The sequence below is a fragment of the Kitasatospora sp. NPDC056800 genome, assembly GCF_042789775.1.
Taxonomy (GTDB): domain Bacteria; phylum Actinomycetota; class Actinomycetes; order Streptomycetales; family Streptomycetaceae; genus Kitasatospora.
In genome coordinates this window covers 18,846-32,575 of sequence record NZ_JBHUAL010000098.1, presented here as the reverse complement: position 1 = coordinate 32,575, position 13,730 = coordinate 18,846, and the positions used below count along the sequence as shown (strand labels likewise).

At 73.1% G+C, this 13,730-nt stretch carries 16 protein-coding genes; 5 read left to right on the top strand and 11 right to left on the bottom strand.

The window, feature by feature from the left end:
* Positions 1 to 37 precede the first annotated feature (37 nt).
* Together ACFRQN_RS21860 and ACFRQN_RS21855 are read right to left on the bottom strand one after the other, a co-directional pair.
* Positions 38 to 262, bottom strand: a complete 225-nt coding sequence (locus ACFRQN_RS21860) for a DUF397 domain-containing protein (protein ID WP_074001407.1) — start codon at positions 260 to 262, stop codon at positions 38 to 40.
* A 2-nt stretch (positions 263 to 264) separates the two neighbouring features.
* On the bottom strand, positions 265 to 1,122 hold the full coding sequence (locus tag ACFRQN_RS21855) for a helix-turn-helix domain-containing protein (RefSeq protein WP_380741589.1): 858 nt from the start codon (positions 1,120 to 1,122) through the stop codon (positions 265 to 267).
* Positions 1,123 to 1,350: 228 nt separating this feature from the next.
* On the opposite strand from ACFRQN_RS21855, the gene ACFRQN_RS21850 reads away from it, so the two are divergent.
* Positions 1,351 to 1,788: an ATP-binding protein gene (locus ACFRQN_RS21850; protein ID WP_380741588.1), complete on the top strand. Its 438-nt coding sequence runs from the start codon at positions 1,351 to 1,353 to the stop codon at positions 1,786 to 1,788.
* Entirely contained in the window at positions 1,785 to 2,063 is a 279-nt protein-coding gene (locus ACFRQN_RS21845) for a hypothetical protein (RefSeq protein ID WP_074001404.1), read from the top strand. Before ACFRQN_RS21850 ends, ACFRQN_RS21845 begins: the two co-directional genes overlap by 4 nt.
* Positions 2,064 to 2,133: 70 nt before the next feature.
* On the opposite strand, the gene ACFRQN_RS21840 is transcribed toward ACFRQN_RS21845, so the two are convergent.
* The gene (locus ACFRQN_RS21840; RefSeq protein ID WP_375877113.1) at positions 2,134 to 2,607 is read right to left on the bottom strand and encodes an SRPBCC family protein; all 474 of its coding nucleotides are present in this window, start codon (positions 2,605 to 2,607) and stop codon (positions 2,134 to 2,136) included.
* 161 nt (positions 2,608 to 2,768) lie between these two features.
* Between ACFRQN_RS21840 and ACFRQN_RS21835 the strand changes: the two genes are divergently transcribed.
* The 3 genes from ACFRQN_RS21835 (at position 2,769) to ACFRQN_RS21825 (ending at position 5,295) form a co-directional block, all read left to right on the top strand.
* Positions 2,769 to 3,260 (top strand): hypothetical protein, encoded by a 492-nt coding sequence (locus ACFRQN_RS21835; RefSeq protein ID WP_380741587.1) that lies wholly within the window; start codon positions 2,769 to 2,771, stop codon positions 3,258 to 3,260.
* Positions 3,261 to 3,337: 77 nt separating this feature from the next.
* Positions 3,338 to 4,207: a transcriptional regulator gene (locus ACFRQN_RS21830; protein WP_380741586.1), complete on the top strand. Its 870-nt coding sequence runs from the start codon at positions 3,338 to 3,340 to the stop codon at positions 4,205 to 4,207.
* Positions 4,208 to 4,311: 104 nt separating this feature from the next.
* Complete coding sequence (locus tag ACFRQN_RS21825; protein ID WP_049652368.1) at positions 4,312 to 5,295, top strand: NAD(P)-dependent oxidoreductase; 984 nt, start codon at positions 4,312 to 4,314, stop codon at positions 5,293 to 5,295.
* A gap of 84 nt (positions 5,296 to 5,379) precedes the next feature.
* On the opposite strand, the gene def is transcribed toward ACFRQN_RS21825, so the two are convergent.
* The 8 genes from def to ACFRQN_RS21785 all read right to left on the bottom strand — a co-directional run bounded on the left by def (position 5,380) and on the right by ACFRQN_RS21785 (position 13,608).
* On the bottom strand, positions 5,380 to 5,955 hold the full coding sequence (gene def / locus ACFRQN_RS21820; protein WP_369808303.1) for a peptide deformylase: 576 nt from the start codon (positions 5,953 to 5,955) through the stop codon (positions 5,380 to 5,382).
* 109 nt (positions 5,956 to 6,064) lie between these two features.
* Entirely contained in the window at positions 6,065 to 7,057 is a 993-nt protein-coding gene (locus tag ACFRQN_RS21815; RefSeq protein WP_049652370.1) for a tetratricopeptide repeat domain-containing protein, read from the bottom strand.
* Between the two features lie 326 nt (positions 7,058 to 7,383).
* Positions 7,384 to 8,706, bottom strand: a complete 1,323-nt coding sequence (locus ACFRQN_RS21810; RefSeq protein WP_117491946.1) for an HD-GYP domain-containing protein — start codon at positions 8,704 to 8,706, stop codon at positions 7,384 to 7,386.
* A gap of 125 nt (positions 8,707 to 8,831) precedes the next feature.
* Complete coding sequence (locus ACFRQN_RS21805) at positions 8,832 to 10,271, bottom strand: HD-GYP domain-containing protein (RefSeq protein WP_259316729.1); 1,440 nt, start codon at positions 10,269 to 10,271, stop codon at positions 8,832 to 8,834.
* Between the two features lie 422 nt (positions 10,272 to 10,693).
* On the bottom strand, positions 10,694 to 11,104 hold the full coding sequence (gene rsrA / locus ACFRQN_RS21800; RefSeq protein WP_375874113.1) for a mycothiol system anti-sigma-R factor: 411 nt from the start codon (positions 11,102 to 11,104) through the stop codon (positions 10,694 to 10,696).
* A complete protein-coding gene (locus tag ACFRQN_RS21795) occupies positions 11,101 to 12,006 on the bottom strand; it encodes a sigma-70 family RNA polymerase sigma factor (RefSeq protein WP_074001401.1) in 906 nt (301 codons plus the stop codon). The genes rsrA and ACFRQN_RS21795 overlap by 4 nt, the downstream gene beginning before the upstream one ends.
* Before the next feature lie 151 nt (positions 12,007 to 12,157).
* Positions 12,158 to 12,811 carry an alpha/beta family hydrolase gene (locus ACFRQN_RS21790; protein ID WP_074001400.1) on the bottom strand — a complete coding sequence of 218 codons (654 nt, stop codon included), beginning with the start codon at positions 12,809 to 12,811 and terminating at the stop codon, positions 12,158 to 12,160.
* Positions 12,812 to 12,855: 44 nt separating this feature from the next.
* On the bottom strand, positions 12,856 to 13,608 hold the full coding sequence (locus tag ACFRQN_RS21785) for an SOS response-associated peptidase (RefSeq protein WP_074001399.1): 753 nt from the start codon (positions 13,606 to 13,608) through the stop codon (positions 12,856 to 12,858).
* Between the last annotated feature and the right edge of the window lie 122 nt (positions 13,609 to 13,730).

The window sequence follows — 13,730 nt, the reverse complement described above, 5'->3', positions numbered from 1 at the left end:
CCGCACGGCCGTGGCCGTGCGGGGCACCTCTGTCATGTCAGTTGGTCGAAAACTCCCCGGCCTTGACCCCAGCGAGGAAGGACGACCAGGCATCTGCCGGGAAGAGCAGCGCCGGCCCGCCCGAGTCCTTCGAGTCACGAACCGGTACCGCGCCGGGCAGACCCACAGCCACTTCGACGCAGTCGCTCTGCGCACCCGAGTACGACGACTTACGCCATTCAAGGCCGGCAACAGCAGCAACCGGCGGGAACGTACTCACCATTTCTAGATCTTGTCCTTTGCACGCTCGATGAGTGCGACCGATTCGGTACGCGGCAGCGACTCCGCCAGGGCACGGCGGAACAGGTTGGTGTACTTGAACACTTCCTCCGGCTCCTCGATGTAGAGCGTGCTGAGCAGGCTGTCGACGTACACCACGTCCGTTTCGGTCGCTTCAGGGAAGCTCAAGATGGCGACGGGGCCGAAGAGCGCCGCATGGACATCCGATTCCTCCGGCAGGACCTGGATGTTGATGTTCGGCTGTTCGGCGCTGGCAACCAGGAAGTCGAGCTGCTCCTGCATGACCGCGCGGCCACCGATCCGGTGCTTCAGCACGGATTCCGACAGAACGACCCACATACGAAGCGGCGCTTCCCTCATCAGCACTGCGCGCCGCTCCTGGCGGACCTTCGTGAGGCGCTCGACCTGCTCCGCACCAGCGTCCTCTATCTGCGCGCGGACCACCGCACGTGTGTAGTCCTCTGTTTGCAGCAGCCCCGGCACCAGGAACGTCTGGATGCTGTACATGTCCGACGCATCGGATTCCAGTGCGATGAAGTCGGCATAGAGCGGCGACAGCGTGTCCGAGTACCGATCCCACCATCCTCGCAGACGGCCTTCGCGCGACAGCGCCTCCAACCGACTTCGAGCCGCTGGGTCCGTCACCCCGTACAGATCAAGCAGCAGCCGGAGATCCACCAACCGAACGCCTGACTGAGCGGCCTCAATTCGGCTGATCTTGCTCTCGGCACACGCAAGTTGCCGAGCCGACTGGGCAATCGTCAGATCAGCCCCGGTTCGCAGCTCTTTGAGTGTTCGAGCCAGCCGCCGCTGCCGAACCGTCGGGTTCTTGTTCACGGGCACCGCCGCGACCTCCCCACTTCTGTGAGCTGTCAGTCTGCCCCCGTCAGGCACCGACAACAATCTTTGATCACTTCCAAAGTGGGGACTTGCACTTTGGAAGTCCCCAGGAGCATGCTACTCACCGTAGCTCGCATGTCGACACATTGTGATCATGGCGGGCTAGTCACCCGGGCATCCCCATGCCTTCTTCAGTCGCTCTCACCTGCACACTCCAGAGGTGGCCCCGCCATGCCTGAAGACCTCTCCCCCTCCCCCATCCCCGCCGAGCGAACCTGCTGGTTGCCCCGGCACCGCAAGGCCCCCCGCGCCGCCCGCTGGGAGCTCCACGACTTCCTCCTCCCCCACCCCTCCGGCGAACTCCTCGTCTTTACCGGGGAGTTGCTGGTCAGCGAGCTGGTCACCAACGCCGTCCGGCACTGCCGCGCCCCGCGTGACCGGCTGATCTTCGTCCGCTTCCGACTCCTCCCGGACGACACCCTCCGCATCGAGGTGCACGACGCCGACAGCGAGAAGCCCTCCCTCCGCCCCGCCTCCACCTCCGCCGAGACCGGCCGGGGCCTGTTCCTCGTCCAGCAGCTGGCCACCCAGTGGGGCTGCTGCCAGCGCAAGGGTGGCGTCGGGAAGTTCGTCTGGTGCCACGTCTCCCCCGAGGCGGACGCCGCGTGAGCGCCGTCCGGGCCGGGATCGCCGGCGTCATGCTCCCCACCGACTTCCCCAGCCTCGACCACGCCCTTCCCGTCCTCTGGGAGCGCGTCCGCAAGCTCCCCGTCCGGGAGGCCCACCGGGACTTCATCCGGATCTGCATCGGGCCGGGCGGCGGCCAGGGCATCGCCACCTGCCTCTCCCGCAACGACAGCTGGAGCGTCACCCTCTACGTCGGCGAGATGACCGACTGGACCTCCCACCTGATCACCATCACCACCACCGCCCCGCAGCCCTGAACTCCCCCGCCCCCGCCCGGCGTTCACGCCGGGCGGGGAGGCACTCCCACCACGACCACGCGCGCCGCCGTCACCCGGCGTCGCCGTTCCCGGCCCGCCGGCGGCCGGCGGTGAGGTCGGCGTCGGCGGCGGCGAGGATGCGGCCGAAGGTGTGGGCGATGACCGGCTTGGCCAGGGCCCGGGTGAGGGCCGCGCCGAAGGGCAGGCGGACCTGGAAGGTGGTCGTCCACGCGACCTCGGTCCCGCCGGGGACCTCGGTGAAGGTCATCCGGCCGAGTTCGTGCCGGGACGGCGGCAGGCTGCGCTCGACCGTGTAGTCGAAGCCGTACGGCCGGTTGTACGCGGTGACCCGCTCGCGGAACCAGCCGATCGCCCAGGTGTGCACCCGCACCGCCCCCACGCCGTACGGCGCACCGGCCCCCGGCCGGGCCAGGCGGGCCCGGAGGATGAGCGGGGAGCGGGTGTAGTTGGTGGTGGTGGCGCACCAGTCGAACACGTCCTCGATCGGTGCGGCGATGACGCGTCGGACGGTCAGGGTCTCCATGGTCATGTCCCCTCTCTCGGTCGGCGGCGGCGCGGACTGCGGCCACCGCGCCCGACAGATGGACCGGGGAGCCGTCGGAAACGTGACACCGGGGCCGCCGCCCCGTCCCGGAGCGCCTCCGACCATGCCCTTAACCTATTGAATCTGCTACGGTCGTCCATGTGACGAACGATACCGGCGCCCAGTCCGCCTTGACCGAGCTCCGGATGCCCCTCGACACCAAGGTGGTCATCTGGGCCTTCTGCGGCGCGGTCGGCGCCGGCCTCGGCTTCGCCGTCCCGTGGCTGCTCCAGTTCGCCGCCCGGCACCCGATCCCCTACGCGGACACCGTGCGCTTCCTGGGCTCGTTCACCTCCCCGGCCATGGTGATCGGCCGACCGGTGGCGCTTGCCGCCGTCGGGCTCGTGGTCGGGATGTTCGTCACCTACCACGCCGCCACGCTGCGCATCTCGGACGAGAGCATCACCGTCGTCGAGGGCGACGACAGCCGGGTGATCACCCGGGACCAGGTCGGCGGCGTCTTCCGCCACGGCGGCAAGGTGCGGATCGAGTCGCCGGTCGGCCGGGTCCTCTTCGACGACGACGTCGAGGGCGGGAAGGCGGCCATCGCCTCGGCCTTCCGCCGCCACGGCTACCCCTGGGAAGGCGCCTGAGGCCCCGCGTGCCGGATGTGGCACATTGACCGGACGGCCCCAGCCCCGGGCCCCGTGATCGAGAACCGAGGTCTCCCGTGTCCGCAGACAACGCCGCGCCGTACCGACCCGCGCCGCGCACGGTCGTCGAGGCCTGCTTCGACCCGCAGGGCACCGCCCCGCTCGACTACGTCTACGACGTCGCCGCGGCGGCCGGCCTGTCGGACCAGCCGGTACGGCTGGCCGTACGGCGGCTGGAGGCGGCGGGCGTCCTGCGGCAGGAGGGGCGGGGCCGCAAGGGCCGGCTCGTCCTGACCGACGCGGGCCGGCTCCGCTCGGACCTGGACGTCCGGTTCGTCGCGCTCGCCTACGCCCAGGACGCCGGGCTCGCCCCCTGGGACGGGCTCTGGCGCCTCTACACCTTCTCCGTCCCCGAGCGGCACCGGGCGGAACGCGACGCCCTGCGCACCGCGCTGACCCGGCTCGGCGCCGCCCCGCTCGCGCCCGGCGCCTACGTCAGCCCGCACGACCTGCTCGACGAACTCGCCGCCGAGGCCTCGGCGGCGACCGTCGACGCCTACCTGGTCACGGCGGAGGCCACCCGCCTGACCGGCCGGGGCTTCACCGGCCCCGCCGCCACCGCCGAGCAGCTCTGGCCCGCGGCCGGGACGGTCGAGGCCTACCGGCCCCTCGCCGACGCACTGGCCGAGGAACCCCTCGGCCCCGACCGCGGCTCCGTCGAACTCGTCGCCACCGCGCTGCGCCTGGCCGAGGCCTTCACCCACGCCCTGGAGCTCGACCCGCTGCTCCCCCCGGAGCTGCGGCCCGCCCCGTGGCCGCCGGCCGGGGTCCGGCGCGACTTCGACGAGGCCTGGACCGCGATCCGCGGCCGCACCCCCGACCTCTCGCTCTTCCGCGCCTTCGACACGGAGCCGGAACACCACGAACCGGAGCGCCACGCGCCGTAACAGCGCGAACCGGGCCAACACCTGTCCGCCTGATTTTCACCCGGACGGACGCGATTCCGAATTCCCGGATCGCGAATATGTTCGAGGCTTGATATATCGATAATATGCTCGAAGAATACGACAAGGTATTGGTGTCGGGCGGATTGGGTTTCGTCGGAAGGCACCTGACCAGCGCCCTTCTCTTTCTCGGGAAAGAGGTGGCGATCATCGACAACGCCCGCACCGCGACGAGCATCTCGGCGCCGTCCGGGACCACCCTGCACCTGCTGGACATCCGCGAGGTCGACGCCGTCGCCGAGGCCGTGGACGACGCCGACCTGGTCTTCCACGTCGCCGCGAACGCGAACGGCACGCTGTCGGTGACGCAGCCGCGCCTCGACTTCGAGATCAACGCACTCGGCACCCTGATCTTCGCCGAGGCCCTCCTCAAGGCGTCCGTCCGCCGGGTCGTCTACGTCTCATCCGCGTCCGTCTACGGAACTCCGCGGAAATTCCCCATGGACGAGGACCACCCGACCCGCCCCTTCGTCCCGTACGGCGCGTCGAAGCTCAGCGGCGAGATCACCTGCCTGGCGCTCCACCGCGCCTGCGGTCTGCCGGTGGTGGTCGGCCGCCCGTTCTGCGTCTACGGGCCGGGCGAGAACCCGCACGAGGCGATGGTCGAGGTCGGCCGGTTCCTGCGCTGGCACCTCAACCACCAGCCCATCCAGATCGTGGGCGACATCGACCGGAAGACCCGCGACTTCGTCCACGTCACCGACCTGGTCCAGGGGCTGCTGACGATCGCCGACCGGGCCGAGCTGGGCGAGGTGTTCAACATCGGCTCCGGTACGGAGGTCTCGATGCGCGACCTCGTCAACACGATCGGGGAGGCCACCGGCGTCACGCCCGAGGTCAGCGTGATCCCGGAGATCGAGGACGACACCTACCGGCTGGTCGGCGATATCTCCAAGCTCCAGGGCCTCGGCTACCGGCCGGCGGTCTCGCTCGCCGAGGGGGTGCGCGACCTGGCCGACCACCTCGGCGCGAACCCGGAGCTCCCCGGCAGCCCGACCATCTTCTCCCGCGGCCAGCACGGCGAGTCCTGAGCCGCGTCCCCGCACGAAACCGCCCCACGGAACGCCGAGGGCCGGGACACCAGCGGTGTCCCGGCCCTCGCGTGCGACGGACCGTCAGTCGTTCGCCACGGTCGCGTACTTCGGGGTGCCCTCGGCCATCTGCTTCAGGGCGTCCTTGCGGTCCCGCTTCGACAGCTTGTCGATGTAGAGGGTGCCGTAGAGGTGGTCGGTCTCGTGCTGGAGGCAGCGCGAGAAGAAGCCGGTGCCCTCGACGCGGATCGGCTGACCGTCCTTGTCGACGCCGGTGACCGCGGCGTAGTCCGGGCGGGCCAGCTCGGCGTAGGCGGTCGGGACGGAGAGGCAGCCCTCGTTGCCGTCGTCCAGGACGCGGCGGCGGTCGGCCGGGTACTCCTCCAGCACGGGGTTGATCACGTGGCCGATGTGGCGCACGCCCTCGTCGTCCGGGCAGTCGTAGACGAAGACCTTGAGGTCGACGCCGATCTGGTTGGCGGCGAGGCCGACACCCTCGGCGGCGTACATCGACTGGAACATGTCGTCGATCAGCGCGGACAGCTCACCGTCGAAGACGGTGACGTCCTTGACCTCGCGGTGCAGCACCGGGTTGCCGACGACGGTGATCGGACGGGCGGTGCCCTTGCTGAGGTCGGGCTCCTCACCGATCACCTTCACGGGCGCCTCGGCCGCCGTCCCCTCCACGTCGTGCTCGTGCTCGTGCTGCTCGGCCTGCTCCGCCATGTCTTCCGCTTCCGTCGGTGTACGCGTTACCTCACCAGGGTACTCAGCACACTTCTTCGAGGTCCCGGTACGCCCGGCTTCCCGGGGCGGACGCGACCCAGCGGTCCAGCAGGGTGCGCACCAGGTGGGCCGGGGCGGCGATCCCGCACTCGCGCTCGACCAGCCAGGACATCCCGGCCGCGCCGCCCTGGCTGAGGTGACTGAGGTGGCCGGGGTGGGCGGCGTCACCGTCGTCGTGCGGGTCGTGGTGGGCGGCGACCCCGTCGTCGGAGGCCATCCGGCTCTCCGAGCAGGCGCGGCACAGCAGCCGCACCGAGGAGGTCCAGTCCTCGGCCGCGTAGCCGGCGTCGGCGACCAGCCGCTCCAGCGCGTCCCGGTCCCCGGCGGTGGCGGCCTGCAGCAGCACCACGTACGTCGGCACCGGGGAGGGCGCCCACAGCTCGATCTCGTCGAACACCGGGTAGGCGACGCCGTCGGTGACCCGCTCGCCGTGCGGGGCGCCGTCGTGCAGCACCACCTCGCCCCAGCGGCGGCCGGAGGAGGGCAGCGGGATGGACAGCACCTCGATCCGGGCCGGGTCCAGCCGGCGGCCCCAGACCACCTCGGACTCGCCGTCCGGGGACAGCCGCACCGGGGTGGTGCCGAGGTCCAGGCTGACCGGGCCGTCCGGCTGCGCGCCGGGGCCGCCGGACAGCTTCAGCCCGTACGCCTGCCAGGCGCGGCGGGCCAGCGGCCAGTCCTGGAGGGCGGTGGCGGTGATGCCGAGGTTCCACCAGTCCGGGGCGCCGTGCTCGCGGTCCAGCAGGGCGACGGCGCGCAGGCCGGCCGAGCGGGCCTGCTCCCAGTCCCGGCGGAACTTGTGCAGCAGGGCGAGGTTGAACCAGGAGTCGGAGAGCCACGGCTCCAGGTCGGCGGCCATCACCAGCAGGGCGCCGGCGTCCTCGTAGCGGCCGTCGCCGATCAGCGTGAAGGCCCGGTCGGTCGTCTGCCGCCAGGTGGCGGACGGCCGGTGCCGTGCCCGGTGGAAGATCCTCACGTTCGTCCCTGCCGTCGTCGTCCGCTCAAGTCCCGTGCCACCGTGCCCGTACCGCCTCGGAGGGCGCCCGGGCCCGGTGCCCCGGGTCGGTGTTCCACGCTACGACCGCATCCAACCACGCCCGCCCCCGCCCGCGCTCCCCACCGCCGAGGTTGGGGCCCGCCCCTCCCCAGCCTGCCTGTCCGATGCCGCCCGCTCAACCCCTGACGGCCGGAACCCGGTTCCCGGGCCCCGCGGCGGCGGCCGACGGCCCGGGCCGTACGGGCCCGCGGACCCTGCTCCGCCCGGCCGTACGGGCCCCGCAGACGCGAGTTTGAAGACAGGCCCTAGCCGCCCACCCTGGCCAGGGCGTCCACCACGCGGGCGTCGTAGACCCGGCCCCGGCCCAGCCGCAGGGCCTCCAGCGCCTCCAGCCGCCCGACGGCCTCGCCGACGCCCCGGCCGCGGGCCGCCGTGAGCAGGTCGTCGTGGGCGTTGGCGACCCGGATGATCCGGGAGGCGAGCGGCACCGGGCCGTCGCCCGAGGCGGGCCCGGTGCACGGGTCGGCCAGCCGGGCGACCTGCTCGGCGACCTGCCGGGGCACCCCGGTGCGGCTGATCACCTCGCTGCCGAGGCGGGCGATCCGCTGCTGCTCGGCCTCGGGCAGCAGCGCGGTGGCGCCGTCCGGCACCGGTTCGACCAGGGACAGCTGGCCGACGTCGTGCATCAGCGCGGCGTACTCCAGCAGGGCGAGCTCGCGGGTGCCCAGACCCAGCTCGCGGCCCAGCGCGCACGCCGTGTCCGCGACCCGGCGCGCGTGCCCGTGCGGGGTGTACCCGGCCACCTCGGTGGCCCGGGCGAGGCTGGCGATGGTCTGCCCGGTGGTGGCCCGCACGGCGGCGGCGCGCCGGAAGGACACCTGGGCGAGCAGCAGCGGGGTGCAGAACAGCGGCAGCGCCCACAGCCCGACCTCGCCGGCCGCGAGGCTGACCAGCATCCCGGTGGCGACGATCGCCGAGCCGATGCCGAACAGCGATCGCAGCTCGTCCTCCAGCGCCGCCGGGAACCGCAGCCCGCCGCCGGAGCGGCGCAGCAGCGCCGCCAGGGTCGCGTCGCAGAGCGCGGCCAGCGCGGCGACGGCGGTCAGGAACACCCCGTACGCCGGGCCCTCGGGCGAGAAGCGGTCGACCATGCCGCCGTTGTAGAGCGGCTGGAAGACGGCGCCCGCGAAGCCGACGGCGAGCACCCGGCGGGCGGCGCCGTCGCGGCGGGCCGGATCGGCCCAGGGCGGACGGCGGTGCGGGCGCCCGGGGCCGTCCGGCAGGGCCCGGTCCGGCAGGACGAGGCCGGCCAGCCGGCCCAGCAGCAGGCCGGCCCCGGTCACCGCGACCACCTGGAGCGTCCCGTGCGCGGTCGGCACCCCGCGCAACGGCCCGAGCAGGGCGTACGCCAGCGCACCGGCCGCGCCGATCGGCGCCTGCTCCCGATCCCCCGGAAGGGTGATGCGGACGCATTCGCCGAGCGCGATCAGCACGGTGAACGCCAGCGCGACCCGGGGCTCCGCGACCCCGCGCAGCGCGACGGCGCCCAGCGCGAGCGCCAGCAGCGCGGCGGCCGCCGCGTGCACCGCGCGCGCGGTGCGCCCGCAGGGCGCGCGGCCGAGGACCACGCGCCGCAGCGCCCGGGGCCCGGACACCCCGGGCCCGAACAGCTCCCGCCCGGCGGCGGCACCGGCACCACCGGAAGCCGCGCCACCGGAGGCCGCCCGCCCGGCAGCCGCCCGCCCGGGGGCCCTCACGGCTGCCCGGCCGCGGGGACGGTCCCGCCGCCCTGGGGCGGCACCCGGCCCGGGACGGCCTGGCCCGGGGCGGCCCGGACCGGCTCGGGCACCCCGAGCGGGATGTCCGGCACCGCCTCGATGGAGTCCTCGGAGTGCACCACCGGCTGCCAGTCGTACCCGGCCAGCGCGTCGATCAGCGCCCGCACCATCACCGGGTCGAACTGGCTGCCCGAGCAGCGCTCCAGCTCCGCGACCGCCTCGCCGACCGGGCGGCCGCGCCGGTAGGAGCGGGTGGAGGTCATCGAGTCGAAGGCGTCGGCGACCGAGATGATCCGGGCGAACTCGGGGATCTGCTCGCCGGCCAGCCCGCTCGGGTAGCCCCGGCCGTCCAGCCGCTCGTGGTGGTGCAGGATCCCGGCGTGCGCCTCGCCGAGGAAGTCGATCCCGCGCACCAGCTCGTACCCGTACACCGGGTGGATCTCCACCGCCCGGCGCTCGGCCTCGGTCAGGGGACCGTTTCTGCGCAGCAGCTCGGTGGCCACGCCGAGCTTGCCGACGTCGTGCAGGATGCCCGCGAAGCGCAGGGTGCGCAGCCGCTCGGCCTCCATGCCGAGCTGAGTGGCGATCAGCACCGAGGCCCGGCCGACCCGTTCGCTGTGGCCCCGGGTGTAGGAGTCCTTGATCTCCACGGCCTGCACCAGCGACTGCACGGTGGCCTGGTGGGCGTCCCGCTCGCGCTGGCCCTGGGCGAACACCCAGGCCGAGATGGACAGCGGCAGCAGCGCGAGCAGCGCCGCGAACGCGCCGTACGGGCCCTGCCAGAGCACCGCGACCATCAGCCCGCCGGCCGCGTGCACCAGCACCGGCAGGCCGCAGGACGCGTGCGCCCCGCTCAGCAGCACCCCGGGCCGGCGGCCCTCGCTGAGCATCAGCATGACGCCCACCACCACCCCGTTGACCAGGCAGAACACCGCGACGGCGGCGAATCCGGGCAGCAGTGCGGCCGGGAAGCGGGAGCCGAGCAGCAGCTGCGGGCCGTGCAGCAGGTGGAAGGCGACGGAGGAGGCGAAGGCGCACAGCGCGAGCTGGGAGCCGTTGAACAGCTGGCGCGGGCGGCAGCCGCGCCCGCTCGGCCCGCCGAGCAGCGCGGCCGGGGCGGCCACCAGGGCGGCGGCGGCCGGCGGGAGCATCAGCACCCCGGCGAACAGCACCGGGAAGAAGGTGTTCACCCCGGGCCGGGCGGGCGTCCGCTCGGGCAGCGCCGGCCGGCGCAGCAGCCGGCGCACCAGCACCAGGCAGGGCGTGGGCAGGCCCTGGGCCAGGGACTCCCAGCAGCCGTGCAGGAAGGCCAGCAGCGCGACCTTGGGCCAGTCCACCGGCGCGCCGAGCCAGTGCGGCCCCCCGGGGGCGGCCGCGGCGGGCAGCAGCGGCACCAGGCAGCACAGCGCCGCCACCGGCACCACCACCAGGTAGCGCGCCGCCCCTCGCGGCAGGGTCGAGCCTCCACAGTCGGTAGCGATCTCGACCTCCCCGCCGTACGGACCCCGTGTTGCCTCAGCACGTCGGGCGGACCGACGGTGAGTGTCCGTCAGGAGAATAGGCCGCCCTCCGGACATGGGGACGCATGATGGCGCAATGGCGCAGTTGGCGCACCGCCAGCTCACTCGAACGAGTGACGGCGCATGCGAGCAGAACGGGAGCGGCCCCGGGAATGTGTACTCCCGGGGCCGCTGTTGCCCTTGCCCTGAACCCGCCCGACACCCGCCCGGACGTGCCCGAACCGTCCGGCCCGCCCTCGCCGGCGGGCCGCGGGGCTACCGCCCCCGGCGGTCGACCAAGGAGTCGGCCGCCGTACGGGCGTTCGCCCGACGGGTCGTCACTCCGCGGGGGCGCCGGCCTCGACCGGAGCGCCCGAGCGCCCGGCCGTCTCCGTCTCGCCCGCCCCGCCCGGCCTGGGCGCCGGCCGGGCCGACTCGACGTGCAGCTCGACGGTGGTCTCCACGGCGACCACCACCTGCTCGCCCGAGCGCTGCCCGGCCCGGATCGAGTCGATCCTGGCCAGCACCTTGCTGCGCAGGTCGGTCGGGGTGTCGTCGCACCCGCAGGAACGCTTGATCAACGCCTTGATCGCCTGCTCCAGCCCGTACTGCTTCAGGCAGGGTGAGCACTCCTCGAAGTGCACCCGCAACTTGGCGCAGTCACCCTCGGCCATCTCGTTGTCGAGGAATTCATAGAGGTGGTCGAGGACCTCGCCACACTCGGTTTCGTGCGGATCGCCGCAGCTCATGAGCCCGAGCCCTTCGCTTCCTGCCCTGCCCCGCTGCCGGCCGGGACGAGCCCGCGCTCACGGGCGTAATCCTCCAGCATGCCGCGCAGCTGACGGCGGCCGCGGTGCAGCCGGGACATCACCGTACCGATGGGAGTACCCATGATGTCCGCGATCTCCTTGTACGCAAAGCCTTCTACGTCCGCGAGATAGACGGCGATCCGGAATTCCTCCGGGATGGCCTGGAGCGCGTCCTTCACATCGCTGTCGGGGAGGTGGTCGAGCGCCTGGGTCTCGGCCGAGCGCAGACCGGTCGACATGTGCGACTCGGCCCGGGCCAGCTGCCAGTCCTCGATCTCCTCCGCCGCGGTGCGCTGGGGCTCCCGCTGCTTCTTGCGGTACGAGTTGATGAACGTGTTGGTGAGGATGCGGTACAGCCAGGCCTTGAGGTTCGTCCCCTCACGGAACTGGTGGAAGGACGCGTACGCCTTGGCGAACGCCTCCTGGAGCAGGTCCTCCGCGTCGGCCGGGTTGCGCGTCATGCGCAGCGCCGCCGAGTACATCGGATCCAGGTAGCCCAGGGCGTCGCGCTCGAAGCGCTCCCGCCGGGCCTCCTCGCTCTCCTCCGCCGACACCCGGTAGGTGTCCTCACCGATCGCCTCGGCCAGCTCCTCACCGGTGAGCGCCTCGCCCGCGGGCAGGGCGTCGCCCGGGCCACGGCCCGGATCGGCCTCGTGCTCGGTCCCGACGACCGGACCCACCTCCTCGGCATGACGGGCACGGCCCACGGCGGGCCGCCCAGAAATGGAGGATATCGGGCTGACGGGCTTCTCGCCCGCGTCGATCCAGTCCGACCAGGAGGGGGCGAACGCCGCGGTGGCCTCGCGCTCCTCAGGCCGTTCGGGGCACGCGATCGAACCCATCTGCCCTGCCTCTCACCGGTGACTCCTGCTGACGGAGACGACAACCACACGCGCCCCGCCCGCATTCCCGTCCCCGGGCGCCATTCACTCGCACGAGTGAGCGAATGGAAACTCCCTGCTCACGGCCCCGGAGCCGCGCCGTCCCACGGCCTCACACCAGCCGCAGCACCCAGTCCCCCACCGCGGAGCAGATCAGGTCCAGCACCTCGTCCTGCCCCACCGGCGCCCGCTTGGGCACCTCGAAGCCGTGGCTGCCGTACGGCACCGCCACCAGCTCGTGCCCCTGCGGCAGCTCCGGGAACTCCACCGGCCCGCCGAACGGGTCCGCCGCGCTCTGCACCACCAGCGTCGGCAGCCCGGACCCCAGCAGCTCCTCCGCCCGGCTCTTCTCCGGCCGGCCCGGCGGATGCAGCGGGAACGCCAGCGCCACCACCCCGACCGCCCCGGTCGCCGCGCCCGTCCGGCAGGCCACCCGCGCCCCCGCGCTGCGCCCGCCGACCACCAGCGGCAGCCCCTGCCCGGCCAGCCGCTCGGCCACCGGCCGCCAGCCCACGTCCAGCGTCTTCGGCGCCGGGCCCAGCCTCCGGCCCGCCACCCGCCAGGGCTGCTCGACCAGCGCTACGGTGATCCCCCGGGCCGGCAGCTTCGCGGCCAGCGCCACCAGGTCCCTGGCCTCGATCCCGCCGCCCGCGCCGTGGCCGAGGGCCAGGACGGCCACCGGCTTCGCGGCCCGGTGGTAGGTGATCCGGGCCTCCCCGGCCCCGGTGGGGACCGCTTCGGTGCGGACCGGTTCGGTGGTGCTCATCTCGACGTCTCCCGGAACGTTCGCAAAAGGTCGGAACAGGCGGCTCAGAACAGGGTGGTCTCGTACTCGGGCTCGGCCCACGGCTCCTTGAGCTCCGGGCCGTTGTTGCGGATGCTGCCGACCGCCGGCGACACCGGGGTGGCCACCAGCGCGCCCGGCGGCGGGGGTATCAGCAGCCGGCGCAGCCCGTCCGGGTCGGTCAGCCGCGGGTCCAGCCACTCGTCCCAGTCCCCCCGGTCCAGGAACAGCGGCATCCGCTCGTGGATCGGCGCCAGCAGCTCCTCGGCGTCCGTGGTGACGATCGTGAACGTCACCAGCCAGGCCTCCGGGTGCCCCGGCGGCACCGCCCGGTTGCGCCAGAACTCGTACAGCCCGGCCAGCGCCAGCGGGGCACCGTCCGCCCGGGACACGAAGTACGGCTTCTTGCGGGCCTTGCCGCGCTCCCCCGGGACCGTCTGCCACTCGTAGTAGCCGTCCACCGGCAGGATGCACCGGCGGGCGGCGAAGGCCTGCCGGTACGAGGGCTTCTCGTGCACCGTGTCCGACCGGGCGTTGATCATCTTCACCGCCGTCTCGGCGGAGTTCGACCACTGCGGCACCAGCCCCCAGCGCAGCACCCGCAGCTGGCGCACCGGCCGCGGCCGCTCCCGGCCCAGCCGCTCCAGCACCACGAACGCGCTGTTGGTCGGCGCGACGTTCCAGTTCGGGTCCAGGGTCTCCTCGGGGTCCCAGTGCTCGACGCCGAACAGCTCGACGACGTCCTCGGGCTTGCTGCTCGCTGCGAACCGACCGCACATGCGGGCCAGCTTGCCATGCCGCCGCTCCTCAGGACCTGTTCATCCCCGGACCAGAACCACCCCCTGCCTCCCGCCCGTCCCCGCATGGGAGGCTGCCCCGAACGGCCCACACGGCGGCCCGG

What these genes read in the sequence shown, in the direction of transcription:
- ACFRQN_RS21860 (WP_074001407.1), bottom strand. Translation starts at nt 262, where the DNA reads ATGGTGAGTACGTTCCCGCCGGTTGCTGCTGTTGCCGGCCTTGAATGG.
- ACFRQN_RS21850 (WP_380741588.1), top strand. Translation starts at nt 1,351, where the DNA reads ATGCCTGAAGACCTCTCCCCCTCCCCCATCCCCGCCGAGCGAACCTGC.
- ACFRQN_RS21840 (WP_375877113.1), bottom strand. Translation starts at nt 2,607, where the DNA reads ATGGAGACCCTGACCGTCCGACGCGTCATCGCCGCACCGATCGAGGAC.
- ACFRQN_RS21825 (WP_049652368.1), top strand. Translation starts at nt 4,312, where the DNA reads ATGCTCGAAGAATACGACAAGGTATTGGTGTCGGGCGGATTGGGTTTC.
- rsrA (WP_375874113.1), bottom strand. Translation starts at nt 11,104, where the DNA reads ATGAGCTGCGGCGATCCGCACGAAACCGAGTGTGGCGAGGTCCTCGAC.
- ACFRQN_RS21795 (WP_074001401.1), bottom strand. Translation starts at nt 12,006, where the DNA reads ATGGGTTCGATCGCGTGCCCCGAACGGCCTGAGGAGCGCGAGGCCACC.
- ACFRQN_RS21790 (WP_074001400.1), bottom strand. Translation starts at nt 12,811, where the DNA reads ATGAGCACCACCGAACCGGTCCGCACCGAAGCGGTCCCCACCGGGGCC.
- ACFRQN_RS21785 (WP_074001399.1), bottom strand. Translation starts at nt 13,608, where the DNA reads ATGTGCGGTCGGTTCGCAGCGAGCAGCAAGCCCGAGGACGTCGTCGAG.